The organism is Bacteroides faecis (assembly GCF_020091505.1).
Taxonomy (GTDB): Bacteria; Bacteroidota; Bacteroidia; order Bacteroidales; family Bacteroidaceae; genus Bacteroides; species Bacteroides faecis.
The window spans coordinates 4,983,724-5,006,249 of the sequence record NZ_CP081916.1 but is presented as its reverse complement, the minus strand read 5'-3'; the positions used below and the strand labels follow the sequence as shown (position 1 = coordinate 5,006,249).

16 protein-coding genes are annotated in these 22,526 nt (G+C 42.3%); 9 read left to right on the top strand and 7 right to left on the bottom strand.

All coding sequences use genetic code 11. The annotated features are described in order from the left end of the window. Positions 1–11: 11 nt before the first annotated feature. The 5 genes from K6V30_RS19640 to K6V30_RS19620 all read left to right on the top strand — a co-directional run bounded on the left by K6V30_RS19640 (position 12) and on the right by K6V30_RS19620 (position 7,421). Positions 12–617, top strand: a complete 606-nt coding sequence (locus tag K6V30_RS19640) for a V-type ATP synthase subunit D (protein ID WP_005681263.1) — start codon at positions 12–14, stop codon at positions 615–617. Beyond that, positions 614–2,437, top strand: a complete 1,824-nt coding sequence (locus K6V30_RS19635; RefSeq protein WP_055269603.1) for a V-type ATP synthase subunit I — start codon at positions 614–616, stop codon at positions 2,435–2,437. Before K6V30_RS19640 ends, K6V30_RS19635 begins: the two co-directional genes overlap by 4 nt. A gap of 52 nt (positions 2,438–2,489) precedes the next feature. Further along, positions 2,490–2,951, top strand: a complete 462-nt coding sequence (locus K6V30_RS19630; RefSeq protein ID WP_005675599.1) for a V-type ATP synthase subunit K — start codon at positions 2,490–2,492, stop codon at positions 2,949–2,951. 205 nt (positions 2,952–3,156) lie between these two features. Then, entirely contained in the window at positions 3,157–4,818 is a 1,662-nt protein-coding gene (locus K6V30_RS19625; protein WP_022301180.1) for a glycogen/starch synthase, read from the top strand. A gap of 38 nt (positions 4,819–4,856) precedes the next feature. Further along, complete coding sequence (locus tag K6V30_RS19620) at positions 4,857–7,421, top strand: glycosyltransferase family 1 protein (protein ID WP_010538523.1); 2,565 nt, start codon at positions 4,857–4,859, stop codon at positions 7,419–7,421. A 335-nt stretch (positions 7,422–7,756) separates the two neighbouring features. Here K6V30_RS19620 and K6V30_RS19615 read toward each other — a convergent pair whose 3' ends face one another. Further along, positions 7,757–8,857: a redoxin domain-containing protein gene (locus tag K6V30_RS19615; protein WP_055269605.1), complete on the bottom strand. Its 1,101-nt coding sequence runs from the start codon at positions 8,855–8,857 to the stop codon at positions 7,757–7,759. A 138-nt stretch (positions 8,858–8,995) separates the two neighbouring features. Here K6V30_RS19615 and K6V30_RS19610 point away from each other — a divergent pair, with 138 nt between their 5' ends. The 4 genes from K6V30_RS19610 to K6V30_RS19595 are packed head-to-tail and all read left to right on the top strand — an operon-like array spanning position 8,996 to position 13,363. Continuing rightward, the gene (locus tag K6V30_RS19610; protein ID WP_083312167.1) at positions 8,996–10,387 is read left to right on the top strand and encodes a polyamine ABC transporter ATP-binding protein; all 1,392 of its coding nucleotides are present in this window, start codon (positions 8,996–8,998) and stop codon (positions 10,385–10,387) included. A gap of 11 nt (positions 10,388–10,398) precedes the next feature. Next, on the top strand, positions 10,399–11,199 hold the full coding sequence (locus K6V30_RS19605) for an ABC transporter permease (RefSeq protein WP_010538520.1): 801 nt from the start codon (positions 10,399–10,401) through the stop codon (positions 11,197–11,199). Next, entirely contained in the window at positions 11,193–11,987 is a 795-nt protein-coding gene (locus K6V30_RS19600; RefSeq protein ID WP_022301177.1) for an ABC transporter permease, read from the top strand. The genes K6V30_RS19605 and K6V30_RS19600 overlap by 7 nt, the downstream gene beginning before the upstream one ends. Before the next feature lie 26 nt (positions 11,988–12,013). Further along, positions 12,014–13,363 (top strand): ABC transporter substrate-binding protein, encoded by a 1,350-nt coding sequence (locus K6V30_RS19595; RefSeq protein WP_055269717.1) that lies wholly within the window; start codon positions 12,014–12,016, stop codon positions 13,361–13,363. 83 nt (positions 13,364–13,446) lie between these two features. Here the strand turns inward: K6V30_RS19595 and K6V30_RS19590 are convergent, their stop codons facing one another. From K6V30_RS19590 to K6V30_RS19565, 6 genes are all read right to left on the bottom strand, one after another. Then, positions 13,447–14,142 carry a DNA alkylation repair protein gene (locus K6V30_RS19590; protein ID WP_010538517.1) on the bottom strand — a complete coding sequence of 232 codons (696 nt, stop codon included), beginning with the start codon at positions 14,140–14,142 and terminating at the stop codon, positions 13,447–13,449. 104 nt (positions 14,143–14,246) lie between these two features. Beyond that, a complete protein-coding gene (locus K6V30_RS19585) occupies positions 14,247–14,900 on the bottom strand; it encodes a DUF4840 domain-containing protein (RefSeq protein WP_055269607.1) in 654 nt (217 codons plus the stop codon). Positions 14,901–15,074: 174 nt separating this feature from the next. Further along, complete coding sequence (locus tag K6V30_RS19580; protein ID WP_055269609.1) at positions 15,075–16,784, bottom strand: hybrid sensor histidine kinase/response regulator transcription factor; 1,710 nt, start codon at positions 16,782–16,784, stop codon at positions 15,075–15,077. A gap of 1,314 nt (positions 16,785–18,098) precedes the next feature. Next, positions 18,099–19,352: a DUF1735 and LamG domain-containing protein gene (locus tag K6V30_RS19575; RefSeq protein ID WP_055269611.1), complete on the bottom strand. Its 1,254-nt coding sequence runs from the start codon at positions 19,350–19,352 to the stop codon at positions 18,099–18,101. Between the two features lie 367 nt (positions 19,353–19,719). Continuing rightward, positions 19,720–20,685, bottom strand: a complete 966-nt coding sequence (locus K6V30_RS19570) for a glycosyl hydrolase family 18 protein (RefSeq protein WP_055269613.1) — start codon at positions 20,683–20,685, stop codon at positions 19,720–19,722. Between the two features lie 196 nt (positions 20,686–20,881). Next, positions 20,882–22,519 (bottom strand): BT_3987 domain-containing protein, encoded by a 1,638-nt coding sequence (locus tag K6V30_RS19565; RefSeq protein ID WP_224207190.1) that lies wholly within the window; start codon positions 22,517–22,519, stop codon positions 20,882–20,884. Between the last annotated feature and the right edge of the window lie 7 nt (positions 22,520–22,526).

Sequence of the window (22,526 nt, the reverse complement as noted above, 5' to 3'; positions counted from 1 at the left end):
GCAAAAACAACGTGGCTATAAAGTTTCAATATAACAAGACCTCTCTTCAGCAGCTCGAAAAGCAACTGAAAGTGCGGGTGCGTACGCTTCCTATCATTAAGAATAAGGAAAGCGCCCTCCGCATGGAAGTGAAACGCTGTAAAACGGAAGCTGCCGATCTGGAGGATAGGCTCGAACAACAAATTCAAGCCTATGAAGCCATGTTCGCCCTTTGGAATGAGTTTGACGCTTCATTGATAAAGGTGAATGATGTTCATCTTGGCGTGAAAAAGATTGCGGGTGTACGTGTACCGCTACTCGAAAATATCGATTTCGAGATACGTCCGTACAGTATGTTTAATGCTCCCAAATGGTATGCCGACGGTATCCATTTGCTGGAGGAACTTGCTCATACGGCAATTGAACGTGAGTTTATGCTCGCCAAGCTGAACCTGCTAGAACATGCGAGGAAAAAGACCACTCAGAAGGTGAATCTTTTTGAGAAGGTACAGATACCGGGCTATCAGGATGCATTGCGAAAGATCAAGCGGTTTATGGAAGATGAAGAGAACCTGTCGAAATCATCGCAAAAGATCATGAAGTCCCATCAGGAAAAAAGGAAGGAGGTAGAGGCATGATTACAAAAATGAAGAAACTTACATTCCTGGTTTATCATAAGGAATACGAAGAATTCCTGAACAGCCTGCGCGAACTTGGCGTGGTTCACATCGTGGAGAAACAGCAAGGTGCTGCCGACAATACGGAACTGCAAGAGAATATCCGTCTTTCCAACCGTCTGACAGCTACTCTGAAACTGCTTCAGAATCAGAAGCATGAGAAGGATGCTGTAATTGCAGCGGAAGGAGGAACTGCCGCTCGTGGTTTGCAGGTATTGGACGAAGTGGATGCTTTGCAGACAGAGCATGGCAAATTGTCTCAGCAACTGCAAGGTTATGCCAAGGAAAAGGAGGCATTGCAGGCATGGGGCAACTTTGATCCGGCAGGTGTCCGGAAGTTGAAAGATGCCGGTTATGTGATCGGTTTCTATAGCTGTTCGGAAGGAAACTATAAAGAAGAATGGGAGACGGAATACAATGCGATGATCATTAACCGTATTTCTTCCAAAGTGTTCTTTGTGACCGTCACCAAAGCCGGTCAGGAAGTAGATCTGGATGTAGAACAGGCCAAACTTCCCGCTTATTCGCTGGCACATCTTGAAACGTTGTATGATACAACGGAACAAGCTATTGAAGAGAACGAAAAGAAACTGGTTGCACTTTCTGAAACAGATGTACCTTCCCTGAAGGCAGCTCTGAAGGAATTGCAGGGGCAGATTGAATTCTCTAAAGTAGTATTGAGTTCAGAACAGGCAGCCGGTGATAAACTGATGCTGGTTGAAGGATGGGCTCCTGCCTACAGTAAAGTAGAGATAGAGGCTTATCTGAACGATGCACATGTATATTATGAGATTACCGATCCGATGCCGGGTGATAATGTTCCTATTCGGCTGAATAACAAGGGATTCTTTGCCTGGTTTGAACCGATCTGTAAACTGTATATGCTTCCGAAGTATAACGAACTGGACTTGACACCGTTCTTTGCCCCGTTCTTTATGGTTTTCTTCGGGCTCTGTCTGGGAGATTCCGGATATGGACTTTTCCTGTTTCTCGGAGCTACGGCATACCGGTTGATGGCAAAGAAAGTGACTCCATCCATGAAGTCCATCCTGTCGCTGATACAGGTGCTGGCTGTTTCAACCTTCTTCTGCGGTTTGCTGACAGGTACATTCTTCGGAGCGAACATTTATGATCTGGACTGGCCTATCGTGCAACGTCTGAAACATGCGGTTCTGATGGACAACAACGATATGTTCCAGTTGTCACTGATTTTGGGTGCTATTCAGATTCTGTTCGGTATGGTACTCAAAGCGGTGAATCAGACAATTCAGTTTGGTTTCAAGTATGCAGTAGCGACAATCGGATGGATTATCCTGTTGGTTTCAATGGCTGTTTCGGCTTTGTTGCCGAACGTGCTGCCGATGGGAGGTACAGTGCATCTGGTTATTCTGGGTATCTCCGGTGCGATGATATTCCTCTATAATAGTCCGGGAAAGAACATCTTTATGAATATCGGACTTGGGTTATGGGATTCATATAACATGGCTACCGGTCTGCTGGGGGATGTCTTGTCCTACGTTCGTCTGTTTGCCCTCGGACTTTCCGGAGGCATTCTGGCGGGAGTATTCAACAGCCTGGCAGTAGGTATGAGTCCGGATAACGTGATAGCAGGTCCTATTGTAATGGTGCTGATCTTTGTGATCGGTCATGCCATCAATATCTTCATGAATGTGCTCGGTGCAATGGTTCACCCGATGCGTCTGACATTCGTGGAGTTCTTCAAGAACTCCGGTTATGAAGGAGGCGGCAAGGAATACAAGCCTTTTAGAAATTTAGAATAGAATATTGAGAAATAACAAGTTAAGAATTAAACAATAAAAATAGAATAAGATTATGGAAATGAATTTGTTTATTGCCTACATTGGCATCGCGGTTATGGTTGGTTTGTCAGGCATTGGTAGTGCTTACGGAGTAACTATTGCAGGTAACGCTGCTATCGGCGCATTGAAAAAGAATGATAGTGCATTCGGTAACTTCCTTGTATTGACAGCACTTCCGGGTACACAGGGTCTGTACGGTTTTGCCGGTTACTTTATGTTTCAGACTATCTTCGGTATTCTGACTCCGGAAATCACTGCGATCCAGGCATCAGCAGTTTTGGGTGCAGGTATTGCTTTGGGATTGGTTGCATTGTTCTCGGCTATCCGTCAGGGACAAGTTTGTGCAAACGGTATCGCAGCTATCGGTCAGGGACACAACGTGTTTAGTAATACATTGATTCTTGCCGTATTCCCGGAACTTTACGCTATCGTTGCTTTGGCTGCTACCTTCTTGATCGGTAGTGCACTCGCGTAAATTTTTCCGCAACGATATTTTTTAATAAAGATCTTTCAATCCCCTTGTGAATGCAGCTTTGCGTTTGCAAGGGGATATTCTTTTTTCATGGCGGGCTAACCTTTCTTTCCTCTTATTAACTCATATTTTTCGCATAAAGTATTATTTTTCAAAGAATAATGCGTACTTTTGCACTCGCATACTAAAAAGAGTTTTAATATATTATATGGTAAAAGATTTATTAACCCCCGATTATATCTTCGAGTCCAGCTGGGAAGTATGTAATAAAGTGGGAGGGATATACACCGTATTGTCGACACGGGCGAATACATTGCAGGAAAAATTCCGCGACAGAATTTTTTTCATAGGTCCTGATGTGTGGCAAGGAAAAGAGAACCCTCTATTCATCGAGTCGGATAATCTGTGCGCTGACTGGAAAAAGCACGCATTCAAAAACGATCATCTTTCCGTCCGTGTAGGACGATGGAATATACCCGGTGAACCTATTGTCATTCTTGTTGATTTCCAACCTTTTTTTGAAAAGAAGAACGATATATACACAGAAATGTGGAATCGTTTTCAAGTAGACTCGTTGCACGCTTATGGCGATTACGACGAGGCTTCTATGTTTTCGTACGCTGCCGGAAAAGTAGTAGAGAGTTTCTACCGCTACAACCTGACAGAAACGGATAAGGTGGTATATCAGGCACATGAATGGATGACCGGAATGGGAGCACTTTATGTACAGGAAGCTGTCCCCGAAGTGGCTACTATTTTTACAACCCACGCTACTTCCATCGGACGCTCGATAGCCGGCAATCATAAGCCGCTGTATGACTATCTGTTTGCTTATAACGGCGACCAGATGGCGCAGGAACTGAATATGCAGTCAAAGCACTCTATTGAGAAGCAGACGGCGCATTATGTAGACTGTTTTACGACAGTAAGTGAAATTACGAATAATGAGTGCAAGGAATTGCTCGATAAACCGGCAGATGTAGTACTGATGAATGGTTTTGAGGACGATTTCGTACCTAAAGGCAGTACATTTACTGGAAAACGTAAACGTGCCCGCTCATTGATGTTGAACGTAGCCAATAAATTGTTGGGAACAAATCTGGATGACGATACGTTAATTATCGGTACCAGTGGTCGATATGAATTCAAGAACAAGGGTATTGACGTATTCCTGGAGTCATTGAACCGTCTGAACAGGGATAAAAAGCTCCATAAGAACGTATTGGCGTTTATCAATGTCCCCGGTTGGGTAGGAGATCCCCGTGAAGACTTGCAGGAACGTCTGAAAAGCAAAGAAAAATTTGATACACCGCTTGAAGTTCCTTTCATCACTCATTGGTTGCACAATATGACGCATGACCAGGTGCTGGATATGCTGAAATATCTGGGAATGGGCAATCGTCCCGAAGATAAAGTAAAGGTGATTTTTGTGCCTTGCTATCTGGACGGGCGTGATGGTATTCTGAATAAAGAGTATTATGATATATTGCTGGGACAGGATTTGAGCGTATATGCTTCCTATTACGAACCGTGGGGATATACTCCGCTGGAAAGTGTAGCGTTTCGTGTGCCTACCATTACTACTGATCTGGCAGGTTTTGGCCTTTGGGTGAACAGCCTGAAGAATCAGCATGGTATCAATGATGGAGTGGAAGTGCTGCATCGTTCGGACTATAATGATTCGGAAGTGGCGGATGGCATCAAAGATACGATTACGCTGTTTGCAGATAAGTCGGAAAAAGAAGTGAAGGAGATCCGTAAGCATGCGGCAGATGTTGCAGAGCAGGCATTGTGGAAACACTTCATTCAATATTATTACGAGGCTTATGATATTGCCTTGCGCAATGCCATGAAGCGTCAGTTAGGCTAAAGAAATATTTTATTATCAATAAGTAAACAAAAAACATTATGAAAATTAAAGTTAGTAATGTGAATACTCCGAACTGGAAAGAGGTTACAGTGAAGTCACGTATCCCGGCTGAGTTGGAGAAATTGTCCGAGATTTCACGCAACATCTGGTGGGCATGGAATTTTGAAGCGACAGAACTATTTAGAGATCTAGATCCGGAACTTTGGAAAGAATGTGGCCAGAACCCTGTGTTGTTGCTGGAACGTATGAGCTATGAGAAGCTGGAAGCGTTGGCAAAAGACAAGGTGATTCTGAGGAGAATGAATGATGTTTATACAAAATTCAGAGATTACATGGATGTGAAGCCGGATGAAAACCGTCCGTCTGTAGCTTATTTCAGCATGGAATATGGTTTGAGCAGCGTCCTGAAAATATATTCCGGTGGTCTGGGTGTATTGGCCGGTGACTACTTGAAAGAAGCTTCTGACAGCAATGTAGATCTTTGTGCGGTAGGTTTCCTGTATCGTTACGGTTACTTTACTCAGACGTTGTCTATGGATGGGCAGCAGATTGCCAACTACGAAGCGCAGAACTTCGGCCAACTTCCTATCGACCGTGTGATGGATGCGAATGGTCAGCCGTTGGTGGTGGATGTTCCTTATCTGGATTATTATGTACATGCTAACGTATGGCGTGTAAATGTAGGACGTATTTCTTTGTATCTGCTGGATACAGATAATGAAATGAACAGCGAGTTCGACCGTCCTATTACTCATCAGCTTTATGGTGGCGACTGGGAAAACCGTCTGAAACAGGAAATCCTGTTGGGTATCGGTGGTATCCTGACACTGAAAGCATTGGGTATCAAAAAAGATGTTTATCATTGTAACGAAGGACATGCTGCATTGATCAATGTGCAGCGTATCTGCGACTATGTAGCTACCGGACTGACATTCGATCAGTCTATCGAGCTGGTTCGCGCTTCTTCTCTTTATACAGTTCATACTCCGGTTCCTGCCGGTCACGACTACTTCGACGAAGGTTTGTTCGGTAAGTACATGGGTGGTTATCCTGCTAGAATGGGTATCAGCTGGGACGACCTGATGGATCTTGGACGTAACAATCCGGGTGACAAGGGCGAACGTTTCTGTATGTCGGTATTTGCCTGCAACACTTCTCAGGAAGTAAACGGTGTAAGCTGGCTGCACGGAAAAGTTTCTCAGGAGATGTTCTCTACTATCTGGAAAGGTTACTTCCCCGAAGAAATACATGTAGGTTATGTGACTAATGGTGTTCACTTCCCCACATGGAGTGCTACCGAATGGAAAGAACTGTACTTTAAATATTTCAACGAAAACTTCTGGTTCGACCAGTCGAATCCTAAGATTTGGGAAGCCATCTATAATGTACCCGATGAAGAGATCTGGAAGACTCGTATGACGATGAAGAATAAGTTGGTGGATTATATCCGCAAATCATTCCGTGATACATGGTTGAAAAACCAGGGAGATCCTTCGCGCATCGTTTCATTGATGGACAAGATTAACCCGAATGCGTTGCTGATTGGTTTCGGTCGTCGTTTCGCTACTTACAAACGTGCGCACCTGTTGTTTACTGACTTGGAACGTCTTTCTAAGATTGTGAACAACCCCGACTATCCGGTACAGTTCCTGTTTACAGGTAAGGCTCATCCGCATGATGGAGCAGGACAGGGTCTGATCAAACGTATTATCGAAATCTCCCGTCGTCCGGAATTCCTGGGTAAGATTATCTTCCTCGAAAACTACGATATGCAGTTGGCGCGTCGTCTGGTTTCAGGCGTTGATATCTGGTTGAACACTCCGACACGTCCGTTGGAAGCATCCGGTACATCAGGTGAAAAGGCTTTGATGAACGGTGTTGTCAACTTCTCTGTATTAGACGGATGGTGGCTGGAAGGCTACCGTGAAGGTGCAGGATGGGCGTTGACTGAAAAACGTACTTATCAGAATCAGGAACATCAGGATCAGTTGGATGCTGCTACTATCTACAGTATTCTTGAAACAGAAATCCTGCCGTTGTACTATGCTCGTAACAAGAAGGGCTACTCGGAAGGATGGATCAAGGTAGTGAAGAATTCCATCGCTCAGATTGCTCCTCACTATACAATGAAACGTCAGTTGGATGACTACTATAATAAATTCTACAACAAGTTGTCAAAACGCTTCCAGATGTTGTCTGCCGATGACAATGCAAAGGCAAAAGAAATTGCTGCATGGAAAGAAGAAGTAGTCTCTAAATGGGATTCTATCGAAATCGTATCTTGCGACAAGGTAGAAGAATTGAAAGCTGGTGATATCGAAAGCGGAAAAGAATATACTATTACTTACGTGATCGACGAGAAAGGCTTGAATGATGCTATAGGACTTGAATTGGTAACTACTTATACCACTGCGGATGGCAAACAGCACGTTTACTCTGTAGAACCGTTTAGTGTGATCAAGAAAGAAGGCAACCTGTACACATTCCAGGTTAAACACAGCCTGTCAAATGCCGGTAGCTTCAAGGTGTCTTACCGTATGTTCCCGAAGAATCCGGAGCTTCCGCACCGTCAGGACTTCTGTTACGTGCGCTGGTTTATCTGATAGCTTGACGGAGCAGGGAAGTGATGCTTCCCTGCTTGGCGTCCCTATATAAAAGAAGCCCCTGCAATTCGAGCGGTCGAAATTGCAGGGGCTATCTTTTTATATCTCAATGTAACGGCGTGGATAAGATCAGTATCTTCGGCAAAAGTGCCTGTACTTGAATCAGATTAACCTACTGCGTTAACAAGAATAAGATACCTTGTCGGATGTTGTGCCATCCTATTGGCACAACTGTGCCAACGGCGTGGCATAACTGTGCCAACACGGTGGCACAAGTGTGACAACGGTATGGCACAATTGTTACTTCATCAGGTGAAGTCTCTTATCAGCTTCATTTATTTGATTACTTCCGCTAACTTAGCTTGCAGACCTTCTCCGTGAAGACCACGGGCAATGATAGTACCGTCGCCGTCAATCAGCACAGTGTGAGGAATGCTGTTTACTGCATAAAGCTGTGCACCTTCGCTTTGCCAGAATTTCAGGTCGGACATTTGCGGCCAAGTCATATTCAGTTTTTTGATCGATTCTTTCCATGCGGCACCGTCCTGGTCGAGCGATACGCCAACGATTTCGAAGTTTTTGCCTTTGTATTGAGCGTAAGCTTCTACAAGATTAGGCATTTCACGACGGCAAGGACCACACCAGCTAGCCCAGAAGTCAACCAGTACCACTTTGCCTTTGCCTGCGTAATCAGACAGTTTCACAGTTTTACCTTCCGGAGTCTGCATTTCGAAGTCAATGAACTTAGTACCTACGGCAGTCTTCTTTTGTTTTTCAGTCTGCTCTTTTACTTTTACGATTGTTTCGTCATTTTGGAAATTAGCCGGGATTTGTTCCAACAAAGCAGCATTCTCTTCAGTAGAGTTATTGTAGAAAGTCTGTTTGAACAAGAATACACCTACCGGATTGGTGATGTTTTTCTGTACTCCTTCTTTGATTACTTTATCATATTCTTCTTCCAGCTGTGCACCTTCTTTTTGTTTGGCTTCTTTCTGCTCGTCACTTAAAGAAGAGTCGCCCATCGCTTCGTAGATGGCGTTCATCTTTTTGCTGATATCATTGATTTGAGTTCTGATAGCCTGGTAAGCGTCATTGTTTGAAGTACCGGTTGCAGAATCATTATCCTTTGTCAGGGCAATGTTTATTTTACCGTTTTCGAGGAAGAAATCAATCATAAGCGGTTCTCCGTTTACTTCGCAAGTGACATAACGGTTTACTACAGAATCCTGTGTGCCTTCAAAGGTAAAAGTACCTTTAGAGATGACTGCGGTATCTAGTTTAGTAAGATTTCTGCCTGTTGCTTCCTGAAGGTAAACAGTGTCGCCGTCGGCAGCGCCTTCTACTGTACCTGTGATAACGTATCCGGCTTTGTTTCCGGTACAAGCTACCATGCCCAACGCTGCCGCCGCAATAACTAAATAAGTTAACTTTTTCATGCTTTTGTAAAATTAGTGAATAAATATTTATGCAAAGATAGATTTTTTTTCTGTCTGCCATCGAAAAACACTGTTATATTAGATTAACACGTAGGTGGAAATCGCAGAAATGTGTACCTTTGCAGCCCAAACTTTAGTATGAATATGCAAGAAGACAAATCCATCATTGAGGTTAGCCATGTCTCGAAGTTTTTTGGCGACAAGACAGCATTGGATGATGTAACTCTGAACGTGAAAAAGGGCGAGTTTGTAACGATTCTCGGTCCTTCCGGTTGCGGAAAAACGACATTGTTGCGTCTCATTGCCGGTTTTCAGACAGCTTCGGAAGGCGAAATCCGAATTTCGGGTAAGGAAATCACACAGACTCCTCCCCACAAACGTCCGGTGAACACGGTATTCCAGAAATATGCTCTGTTCCCGCATTTGAATGTATACGACAATATTGCTTTTGGGCTGAAGCTGAAAAAGACGCCGAAACAGACGATCGGCAAGAAAGTGAAAGCCGCTTTGAAGATGGTTGGTATGACAGATTACGAGTATCGGGATGTCGATTCTCTTTCCGGTGGCCAGCAGCAGCGTGTAGCTATTGCCCGGGCGATTGTCAATGAGCCGGAAGTGTTACTGCTCGACGAACCATTGGCTGCGCTCGACCTGAAAATGCGTAAGGATATGCAGATGGAATTGAAAGAAATGCATAAATCTCTGGGCATTACCTTCGTATACGTGACTCATGATCAGGAGGAGGCACTGACGTTGAGTGATACAATCGTTGTGATGAGTGAAGGAAAGATTCAGCAGATCGGTACGCCGATTGATATCTACAATGAGCCGATCAATTCATTTGTGGCTGATTTTATCGGAGAGAGTAATATTCTCAACGGAACGATGATTCATGATAAACTGGTACGCTTCTGCGGTACGGAATTTGAATGTGTGGACGAAGGCTTTGGCGAAAATACTCCGGTGGACGTAGTGATCCGACCGGAAGACCTTTATATCTTTCCGGTTTCGGATATGGCACAGCTGACCGGTGTGGTACAGACTTCGATCTTCAAAGGAGTGCACTACGAAATGACCGTGCTTTGCGGTGGATATGAATTTCTGGTTCAGGATTATCATCATTTCGAAGTCGGTGCAGAGGTCGGTCTGCTGGTGAAACCGTTCGATATTCATATCATGAAGAAAGAACGTGTATGCAATACGTTTGAAGGTAAGTTGCAGGATGCTACTCATGTAGAGTTTCTGGGCTGTACGTTCGAATGTGCTTCTGTGGAAGGTCCGGAATCCGGAGCAGATGTCAAGGTAGAAGTGGACTTTGATAAAGTGATTCTTCAGGATAACGAAGAAGACGGTACGTTGACGGGAGAAGTGAAGTTCATCCTTTATAAAGGAGACCACTACCATCTGACCGTATGGTCTGACTGGGACGAGAATGTGTTTGTAGACACGAATGATGTCTGGGATGACGGAGACCGTGTGGGTATTACTATCCCTCCGGATGCGATTCGTGTAATTAAAATAACCGATTAACAGGAAAGGAAGTGAATAAGAAGTTTATAGTATTTTTGTCATCACGTAAGAGCTGGACTCTTCCTTACATTATTTTCTCGGCGATCTTTGTGGTCATACCGTTGCTTCTGATTGTCGTGTATGCGTTTACCGATGATAACGGTCATCTGACACTCGCCAATTTTCAAAAGTTCTTCGAACATCCCGAAGCCATCAATACCTTCGTCTATTCCATAGGTATTGCCATTATTACTACTCTTATCTGTATCCTGCTGGGATATCCCGCAGCCTGGATATTAAGCAACAGCAAGTTGAACCGTTCCAAAACGATGGTTGTACTGTTTATTCTGCCTATGTGGGTGAATATACTGGTGCGTACCCTTGCCACTGTCGCCTTGTTCGATTTCTTCAGCGTTCCGCTGGGAGAAGGGGCGTTGATATTCGGTATGGTCTACAACTTTATTCCTTTTATGATCTATCCCATTTATAATACCTTGCAGAAGATGGATCATAGCTATATTGAGGCGGCACAGGATTTGGGAGCCAATCCGGTACAAGTCTTTTTCAAGGCAGTTCTTCCGCTTTCCATGCCGGGAGTGATGAGCGGTATCATGATGGTGTTTATGCCGACCATTTCGACATTCGCCATTGCCGAGCTGTTGACGATGAACAACATCAAGTTGTTTGGTACTACTATTCAGGAAAATATCAATAACAGTATGTGGAACTATGGAGCGGCGCTTTCGCTGATCATGTTGTTGCTGATAGCTGCTACTTCGCTGTTCAGCACCGATGATAAGGACAATACTAACGAAGGAGGAGGCTTATGGTAAAGAAGATATTCGCGCAGACTTACTTGTGGATATTGCTGTTGTTGCTGTATTCCCCTATTGTGATTATTGTGATCTATTCCTTTACCGAAGCCAAAGTATTAGGCAACTGGACCGGATTTTCCACCAGACTTTATTCATCGCTTTTTAATACAGGTGCCCATCACTCTCTGATGAACGCCCTGATCAATACCATTACCATCGCGTTGCTGGCTGCCACTGTATCTACCTTGCTGGGTAGCATTGCCGCTATCGGCATCTTTAATTTAAAGGCACGTTCGCGCAAGGCGATTGGCTTTGTGAACAGTATTCCTATTCTGAACGGTGATATTATAACCGGTATATCGCTTTTCCTTTTATTCGTATCTTTGGGAATCACGCAAGGATATACGACGGTAGTACTGGCGCACATCACCTTTTGTACTCCCTACGTCGTATTAAGCGTGCTGCCACGTCTGAAACAGATGAATCCGAACATTTATGAAGCTGCCCTCGACTTGGGAGCCACTCCTATGCAGGCATTGCGGAAAGTGATCATTCCGGAGATTCGTCCGGGAATGATCAGCGGTTTTATGCTTGCTCTGACGCTGTCAATCGATGATTTTGCCGTCACTGTATTTACGATCGGCAATCAAGGGCTGGAAACACTTTCCACCTATATTTATGCCGATGCCCGCAAAGGAGGTCTGACTCCGGAGCTCCGTCCGCTGTCCGCTATTATTTTTGTGGTGGTGCTGGCATTGCTCATAGTGATTAATTACCGTGCCGGAAAAACGAAGAAGAAAGATTAATGAACATGTGCTGCTACGTAAATAAAATGAAAAGAATAGTTTCTGTTATCCTGTTTTTACTGGTCCTGTCCGGTTCTCTGAGCAGTTGTTACAATTCCGGTGAGCCACGCGAGAAAGTCCTTAAAATCTATAACTGGGCAGATTATATAGGCGAGGGGGTACTCGAAGACTTTCAGGCATACTATAAAGAACAGACAGGCGAAAATATCCGCATCGTTTATCAGACATTTGATATCAACGAGATCATGTTGACGAAGATCGAAAAGGGACATGAGGATTTTGATGTGGTTTGTCCGTCGGAATATATCATTGAGCGAATGCTGAAAAAGCATCTGCTGCTGCCCATTGACACCACTTTTGCCCATTCTCCCAACTACATGAACAATGTGGCGCCGTTTATCCGTGAACAGATTAATAAGCTGAGTCAGCCGGGTGAAGAAGCGAGCCGCTATGCGGTCTGCTATATGTGGGGAACGGCGGGAATCCTGTATAATCGGGCGTTTGTTCCCGATTCCGATGCTTCCTCTTGGGAATGCCTCTGGGACAAGAAATATGCAGGCAAGATTCTGATGAAAGACAGTTACCGGGATGCCTACGGAACAGCCGTTATCTATGCCCATGCCAAAGAGCTGGAAGAGGGAACCATGACGGTGGAGGACTTGATGAACGACTATTCGCCGCGTGCTATGGAGGTGGCCGAGAAGTATCTGAAAGCGATGAAGCCGAATATTGCCGGATGGGAAGCGGACTTCGGCAAAGAGATGATGACGAAGAATAAAGCATGGCTGAACATGACTTGGAGCGGTGATGCGATCTGGGCAATTGAAGAGGCGAATGCGGTGGGAGTAGATCTTGATTATGTAGTTCCGAAAGAAGGAAGTAATATCTGGTATGATGGCTGGGTGATTCCTAAATATGCGAAGAATCCGGTGGCTGCCAGCTACTTTATCAACTTTATGTGCCGTCCGGACATTGCGTTACGGAATATGGACTTCTGCGGATATGTGAGTTCTATCGCTACTCCGGAGATTCTGGAGGAGAAAGTAGATACGACTTTGGATTATTACGCCGATTTGAGTTATTTCTTTGGTCCGGATGCCGACAGCATACAGATTGACAAGATTCAATATCCCGACCGTAAAGTAGTGGAACGTTGCGCTATGATTCGTGACTTCGGAGATAAAACCAAAGAAGTGCTGGATATCTGGTCGCGCATAAAAGGCGACAATCTGGGGGTAGGTATTACTATTCTGATTTTTGTAGTGGTAGCCTTGATGAGCGGGTGGATGATTTATAAGAGATGGCAGCGTTACAATCGTCGGAAACAACAGAACCGCAGAAGCAGAAGAAAGAGAAAAAAGAATGTGAAGCGGTAAGCTAAAACACCCGGTAGTAAGCGGTGGATGATAAACGGATGATACGGTTGGAACCGGGCATCGTTTGTCATCCACCGCTTTTTTTATCCTGCTCTTTTCATGGAACGGATGATGTCTTTCGTCTCTTTGTCTACACGCAGAGATTCAATGATTTTCTGCAATGATTTATTGTAGGTCCAGTTATCCAGCCTGCTCTGTTGGAGATACTTCATTGTTTTATCCGGAAATTTAATGAAGCAGATGGAGATCATCCATGCCATTGCCATACGTGCATAGTAGGCCCCGTGTGTAAATCGGTCGGCATATGCCAGCAATGAATCGATATGCTCCTCATCTACATAATGAAACAGCATCACGATTCCGAACCGGAGCTGATACTCTTCTTTTGATTCCAGATAAGGCTGGACAAACTGCCATATCGTTTCTTTTCCTTTCCGTGCCGCTGTCTTCAGTTCGCCGGAGAAAATGTCGCATACAGCCCAGTTATTGATTCGCGGGACGAAGAGGCGAATGTATTTGATTCGTTCTTCCGGTTCCATCTTGGCACGTCCGATCACCATTCCCTGTAGCATTGTCTCTTCGTAATACAGTGTATCGGTTGCTTCGACGAACGTGCGCCAGTCTTCTTTCTTGGCTATTTCTTTAGCCATTGTTCTGAGTTGCGGGATACGTACGCCGAGAATATTATCGGCACCGGGAATTAAAGAAGAATGAAATTCCCTGTATGTAGGGTCTTCCAGCGTTTTCAGCTCGTTTCGGACGTTTTCTGTTGTTGTCATTAGAGTAGATTTATTATTTATGCAAATATGTGGAAAGAGTGTGGTTTCTTTATGCAGCCACACTCTCTTTTGTCTTTTATTCTATAAATAATGAAGCAGTCACCCTATTTCTTAGTCATATCAAAAGAAAATGTGGTAGCCGGAAATGTATCAAATACTTCTTCGTTTACCGTAACTTCCGTTGCCTGAATAGCAAACGTTAGTTTCTGCCCTTCGTAAGCGTATTTGCCTTTCTCGTCTGCTTTGATTGTTACTTTCACGGTGAGTTTGGGAGTCTCTTCTTCTCCTTCTGCTTTTACTGACGGCTGCTCCATTGCGATTTCCAATACTAAAGGTTCAGGTGAAAGTTGAAGCAAGATGTTATCTTTGTTGTCGTTGAAAGCTGCCTGATAAGGGATTTTGTATTCTATATCTCCCACAGCTTTAATGATGGCTTCGGCAGCCTCCGGATCTGTGATAATGCTTTTGATCAGACCATCTACCGGAAATTTGCTGATTAAAATATGGTTATCTTTCAATTCGGCATTTACGGCGACTCCTTCCTCCGTTTCATTTCCTGTACTTTCCAGGGGAGCAACAGATGTTGTCTGCATTTTACCGGAGTAGGTTCCTTCTACATCTTTGATGGAATATACCGGAATACTTTCGTCATCATCACTGCTACAGGAACTAAAGGTGCTTGCCAGCCCCAACGCCATTACCAATAAAACAAAACGACCAAGACAACATACTTTTTTCATTTCAGTTAAAGTTTTCATACTGTTAAACAAATTAGATTATTAATTCTCAAAATTAAGGTGTACGTACATAGAGTAAATACCGGGAATCACGGAATACTGCATCATGAAAATAAAAAAGAAAAAGGTACTCCCGCCGGTTTCTCCGTCTAAATCGTGCCGGAGTACCTTCAGACCTGTTTTTAAATGTCTGTTTTATTCAGAATATTTTTTTCTGATTGACTCTCTTGGAGTAATTCCGAAGTATTCTTTATACCTGTTGCGGAAGTTTTTCAGATCTTTCAGCCCAATCATTTCCGGTATTATGCTGACCGGATACTTTCCGCTTTCCAATAACTCGTGTGCTTTCTCCATGCGAATGGCTTCGATGAAGACGTTGGGAGCTTCACCGGTCAGTGACTTCCATTTGTTATAGAATTTGGTTCTGCTCATTCCCAGGTGTGAAGCTATTTCATCTATTGTCAGGTCTTCCTTCTCTATGCGCTCCAGAACATAATCTTTTGCTTCATCAATCAGTGACTTCCTGACATCTTCAAGAGTCTCCATGCCGGTCTCGGCAGACTGTACCTTCAAGAATTGTTCTCCGAACACTTTGTGGAGGAATGCTTTTCTCAAAAGGCGGCTGTTTCTGATAAGAACGGAAATCTCTATCTTTAAATCTTCCACGTGAAAGGGGGTGTGCATAAATGTATCTGCTAATGAAGCTTCCCTTTTGTTGCGTTGATCCACATCGATATGCGATCCGTAAAGAATAACCGGTATGATCGATGTCTCTTTAGAAGTCTTCAATCTTGAAGAAAGTTCATCACCACCCATTCCATGCAGCACTGTGTCACATATCAGCAGGTCCGGATGTTCTTTTTTTATACACGCCAATGCTTCCTGTCCATTATTAAAGCTTCTTACTATATATTTCTCCGACAGACATGTTTCCAGATAGAACCTGAAATCGTCATTACTATCCGCCAAAACTACGACCGGTCGGGACGAACTTCTTTTCTGCGTACCTTTGTGGAATAAAGCATCGGTCTTTTCCTCTTCCACATTCTTTTCGATGTGAACAAAAGTGTGCCCGGATGCGTTCTCACATAAACATTTCACAGGAAAGCGTAATGCGATAGTCTGGCATGAATGGTTAACCAGTATTTCTCCGTTACATAGCTCAATCAGCCTTTTACATAGAGTGCTTTTGGCGAAATGATATCTGGATTCCGTTTTCTGTTTAAGAAGATGCTTTGTAGAACATTTGTAACACTTCATCAGATTGCTGCTTTCGGTATGAGTAGTGCTGATTTCCCAATATTTGTTGCATAAAGATGCACTTAAAGTAATGTTTTTTGATGGCTCAGAATGATCTATTACATTCTTGATAAACTTCTCAATAACGGGAGAAATTTTACTTTTATCTATCCATACGCTGGCATATTTAAACTCCGTCCGAATCTCTAATTTTACTTGTTTACTTGTCGCATGATCTTGCAGAGAAGAAATTCTGCTATTAAGGAAATTTCCTAGTTCATATTCTGCAAAATTCATTCTTTTGGAATAGATGAATAGTTGTTTCATATCCATTAGCCTGGCTAAATGTTCGTTGAGGCAATCTATGTTGCGGATGGCCAATGACAGATCCTTTTTGATACTGTCAGGACAATCATTGTTGCAGGCTGACTTCAGCGGAGTATGAAGTGACGTGACCGGAGTACGGATATTCTGGAAAGAATCTATAAAGTATTGATTTTCTTCTTTTAAGAAAGCGATTTCTTTCTTCATGGTAGACGTGTGGAATACGAACCAATACAATAAAAACACTCCTGCTACCGAAAATAAAATTGAGAATAATTCATTTTGAGTAGTTATAGTTGTGAATATGGAAGCGGATAATGACGTTATAATTAAATATTTCATATTTATTTGTTTTATAGTAACGTCACTTGGTGAAACCGGTCTATTCCTCCTGTCTGAGTTTAAAACGAAAAATGCACAGTATTATAGTCTTATGATTGTATATCAATAAGTTCAAATAACATGATCTCAGAATTAGTTGTTCTTTGAAGGTTGATAATGGGAATGTGTAGTATATATGTAGAGTTTTAATTCTAATGTTTGAACTCTTTCTAAAGGAATGCTGATTTTCCTCCAAGTAACAATAATTATTTGATTGTTTTTTATTGATTATATATGTTAAATAGTTTATTCAAAATATGGCAGGATAGGAGGTAGTCTTGTCTTGTGTTGGGTACTTTTGGAATATTTTCCATTAAGTACCAATTTAGATTTTCTCATTTGTAGGTTAGGATAATATATACGTATTTTTTTATAATAAGGTATTGCTTGCTCTAAGGAGGTAAAGATACGGCTTAGTTATAAAAAATTGATATAATATTTGATTAAAAATGAATACTTATCACTTTTGGTGTTATATCTGCGATAAAAGGGATGAAAAACTTGTATATTTTTAATACAATGTTATATTTATTGTTCTATGAAAAATATGGGTAATCGTAATGAATGGTATACCTGTAATTAAAATAGTGTTAAAATAGAAGGCAGTAGGACCGAAGCTACTATTGAACCCTTTGTTTGCAAATTGGCGATGAGTGCCGATAAAGTAGATTTTAGTGAGGTCGTTCTAAAAAGTATACTTGATAAATAGGTATAATGCTGTGCATGTTTTCCTATATTTATCAGGTTCATTTGAAGTATTCTACTGTATGAATTAAAGAGTTTTGGTTATCTATTAATGGTCTAGTGTTTATGTTTTGTCCTGTTACAGTTGTATATCTATTGGGATGCACAACAGTAACCGGGTTGTAGCACAAGTCTGTCTGCCCGGTTGCTCAACTGTAACTTCATAGTCTCTTTATGATTGGATAGGGGATGCGAAGAAAAAGTGCAGTTTGGGTTGGATAAAAGGTGAAAAGTATATAGACGTTTTTTGTAAACTTATAGAAAAAAGAATGCTTTTTGAGGGTTAAGGTATTGATTAGTAGTGCTGTGACATTTTTGTTTCTCCCCTTATAATAATTAGATTAGATACAAAAATGTCACAGCATTCATCTGATAATCCTCGGTTGCTACTTCTCTTTTTTTAGCCCATTACTTTCCCACCAGTTAATTATATGAGCGTTGGAAGAGTAAATAGCTTCCGGAGGATGATCAATTAAATAAAGTCCGTATATTATTTTATTAGAGAATGGTACACGAATTTCTCAGAATTGTTTATTCTTTGTTTTTCTGTGTTACTTCGATACCGTCCGGCCACATAACTTTAGAATGGGCTATTGCATCATTACCATTGCCTGTCTGATCTATCGCTTTATCGCCTTCTCCTTCATTAAATTTCCAATAAGCACACAGACCGGGTGTGGTAGGCTCTACACTGTACATATTCTGATAGATTTCTTCTTGTGTACGGGCTACGTTCCAAATACGTGCCTCGCAAATTTCACCATCAAGTTGGCGGAGAAATACATCAGGTTCATCATAAGAGTGACCTATCTTGAACATGTAGGCCTGTTTCTCACGTTCTTGTTTACCCAGATTGATCGGTGTACCGTTACCATAATCTTCGATGCGACTCTGTTCCTTGCCATCTACATACATAATAGCAGTTTTATGTTCTGTATCGTAGGTCACAGCTACATGATACCACTCATTTGCCTGCAGCAGTTTGTTGTTACTTGGATTGGGGAATTTTACATCACCGGGACTTGAGAATTGTAATTGTTGACGTGGGAAACCGGCATCTCCGATGCGGAACAAACAGTATTGTTCTATACCCATGATAGTGGAAATATCTCTTTCAAACTTGTTCACACGGATAATGGCTTCAAATGTCAATTGTGCCATATTGTTCACAACTGAAGCAGTAGGACTTCCGAAATCAAAACCGGGCACTTCGAAGTAGTTATCTTTTAAGCTGGCAGCGGTAGTTATGGCACTGGAACGGCGTATCACGTAACAGATTGTGCTGGAGCCTCCTAGAATACTCATTCCATTTGAAGCTTGGTCGATGGTGACAGGTAACAAATAGCCTGCGTCAATTTCCAGGTCGGTGAGAGATGAGAAATCAATGGTGATAGGTTTCGAGGTGATTTCACCCTTTGGGATAACGACTTGTTCTGCCGAAAATTTGTAATGCCTGGAGTCAAGTACTGTAAACTTGGTTCCGAGGCGGGCGTTGTAAATGTCAGCGAGTGACGGCTCTGCTTTGAAATTAACATTGATATCTGCATCTGTAGGAAATGCGAGTACAGCCGAGATTTCTTTCTTTCCGTCCGCAATTGTCCGGTTGAAAGTAAAGTTGCTAACATCTTGCAATTCGGCAGCGTCAATGTAGACAACATTGTCGAAGGGAGAGGCATTGTTGTAGTCTTTGTTGTCGCAACTCACTGCCGATAGCAACGTGGCTAAGGTGATGCCTGCAAAAGAGGCAGTCGACAAAGCGCTCCGAAAGATTCTTTTTGTTTTCATGCGATTCTTGTTTTTTAGTAATTAGATTAATTCTTTATATATGGTGATATTAATTTCGTTCTTTATTGATTCTTTTTTTATAGTCCTTGGACTTTTATGAGACTTTAGATTTTATAGTTGGGGTCATTGGCCGGTATATTTATTATCTAAGTTTATGCTTTTTAGATAAAAAACAGGTGTTACGCTTTTTATCTTTATGGCAAAATATTCTTTTGATTGCTTATATAATATGAAGAAAAGACTGGGAGTGTTCCTGTAAGAGTGTTGTTTCTTATGCAACACTCCCAGCTCTTTTTCTTTATCCGACGCAATGCCTGCTTTAGCATACTTTTAAAGAGGCATTGCGCCAGATTGTATTACACCTTAATTAGTAGTTCTTCGGATATGAAGTTCCGGTATAGCTTACTGTCCTTCCTCCCCATACATACGGAGCGAAACAATTCATAGTTCCTGAACAATCATAATTGCGGAGATTGAACGACATAACGGCACCATATCCGTTATAGTTGCTTGCACAAACCCCGATGTCATCACAAGATGGCCAACCACTAGTATAGTGCAATGACAGTTTTGCCCATTTGCTCTTTGGAAGTCCTGAAGGCGGATTAGAACTGCAACCGAAGTTCGGCCACATGTAACTGATAGCGTTCATGGTAGTCTGGTTAAAACCTGTATAACCACCGTAATCAAATGCTGTAATCAGTTTGTCCGGCAACAACTCACGCACTTTCTGAATGAGCAGACCAAAGTTGTTGGTACTTGGTGTGGGAGTACCGGATATCTTTCCATATTCGGCATATTCATCATCGAAATCCACACCGTCCAAACCATAGGTTGTGACACAGTTGGCTACTTGATATGCGAAATCATTGAGTAGTGAATCTCCCGCAGCTATATTTTCATTAGTAAGATTGGCAAATCCGACTCCCGTGTGGTCGCCAAGCAATCCGAGTAACACCTTAATTCCTTTATTCTGTAACGGCTTCACTAATGTGTTGATATTGTTCAGAATATAAGTTTGGTTAGGGTTGTGATACAGTTGCACTGATGATGCGGTTCCACGTATATTGGAAGCGAACAGAATCACATGATCAATCACCTCTTCGTGAGGATTCGTGCCGGTGAAGTAGTACTCACCTGCATTCAACGGGTTTATATCGTTTGTTTCGATATAAGCGGTGAATTTAGGTGTCTTTGTACCTACAGCGCGTGTGGTAATACCTTGAGAAGCATCCTGTGCTTCATTTACGGTGTTATCATTGCTGCAACTTGCAACAACGAAGCTTGCAGCCATAGCTACAATCACTAAGAAAATACGATTTAATGTTTTCATCTTTTTAAAATTTTAGATGTTCATATTAAATTCAGGAAACAGTCAAATAACATTGATATAGAAAATAACTGTAGATTTCGGAGATGTACTATTTTACCTCCTTTCTTACTGTCTTTCTTTAACGTTCAGACATCAATACATACTCTTGGTTCTCATTTATTTTCCGATGTTCTCTTGATATTTTTATTTTTTGTTTTTACCAGTCTTTGGCAAAAACATTATATGTTTGATTGAGCATATAGTATAAATACTGACTATCATACATATAATCTCCATTTACAAATCCTTCAGCTCCCGGAGGCCATGGCTTTATTCCCCACTGTCTGCCGTCACTCATAAAATAGCCTACTGTGTAAATCATGCCCATATTAAAACCTTCGTATTTATTTTGTTCATTGGCGGTAAGGTCTGTTCCAAATACCAATATGTTATTATCTCTCTCTTTTTCTTTTTTCCACATCACAAGTTTCTTGGAAGAGTCATCTCTAAGTTGGGCTGTTCCGGTATAATAACGGGGAATATTTACCTTTCCATAATATTCGGGTGCTAATCCTGCAATAGGTCTACGGGTATATTTGCTGTAAGACTGTTCGGATTCCCATGGTTCGATGATTTGTACTTCTTCTTCTTCGCTCACATATCCGTGCCATGCGTAATTGATGTATTTGCCTACTTCAATTCCGCCACATGCATTGACATCGTAGAAATATTCGGTAGGTTCGCCTTTATCTACCAAAGTGAGTAACTTGTCATCAGGCAGGACTTCATGTAGTGCTTTAATCAACTTGGGGTAGGAAGTAGTATTTATTGCAGGCATGCCTTCTTTGCCATAACCGCTGTCTCTATCCCAAAGATTCACTCCGTCTAGTTGATAAAGCTCTATCACATCTTTTACTTGGTTACTGAAATCAGCTATCTGTGCGTCACTCATATTACAGAATCCCAATCCTTTTCCACCTCCTTCGATACAGATGCAGACTTTGCGACCGTGTTCTTGGAGTCGGCGGATATATTTGTCTGCATTTTCAAGTACGTAGCGTATATCGCTGCTTAGGTTGAGTAGCGCACGTTTGGTTGCAGAATCGTAATCTACAGTTACAATTCTTAGATTGACGATGTCGCCAATCGTATATAATGTTTCAGACCAATCTTCTGTATTTGTTTTATTGATTCCATATACATCAGCTATCAATGGCTGGTAGTTTTCCGTATTTACATAAAATACAGTAAATAAATCGGGTAGTATCGGCGGCATTGCTGTTGGCATTTGGGAATTGTATGGATAAATAGTCGTAAGCTTCTCTCTGATACTTACCCCATAATAAAGCACCTGTTTTTCGTCTTGAGCCTGTACATCTGTCGGTGCTTGCACTATGGTGAGTGGAAGTAGATATGTTGTTTCGGCTTCTAATCCCTGTGTCAAGATTGTAACCTTTATTTTTTCTGATACTTGTTTTCCGGCAGCAATAGTAAGTGTACCTCCCTTTTCGAATTGTACATTGGCTGCAGGTAATGCTTTCAGACTGGTCAGATTCGTTTCATTATAAATGTCCACAAGCTTTTCATCGGCTATCGCGGTTACTGTGACTGCGCTTGCAGCCGGTTGTGTCAGGGTGTAATAAATGGCGTCGGTAGCGGAAGTTTCGTCTTTGGATAGTCTGATAGCCAGTTTATTGGTCAATGATTTTTCACTGTACAATATTCCCCCTATCTTACTCATCGCCACTTCATCGGGCAACTTGCCTGCTGCCATTGAAATAGGATCTTCGGTACATCCCGCCATTGCTACTAGTAGCAACAGGAACAGGAGATGTTTGATTGTATATTTTTTCATAACAGTA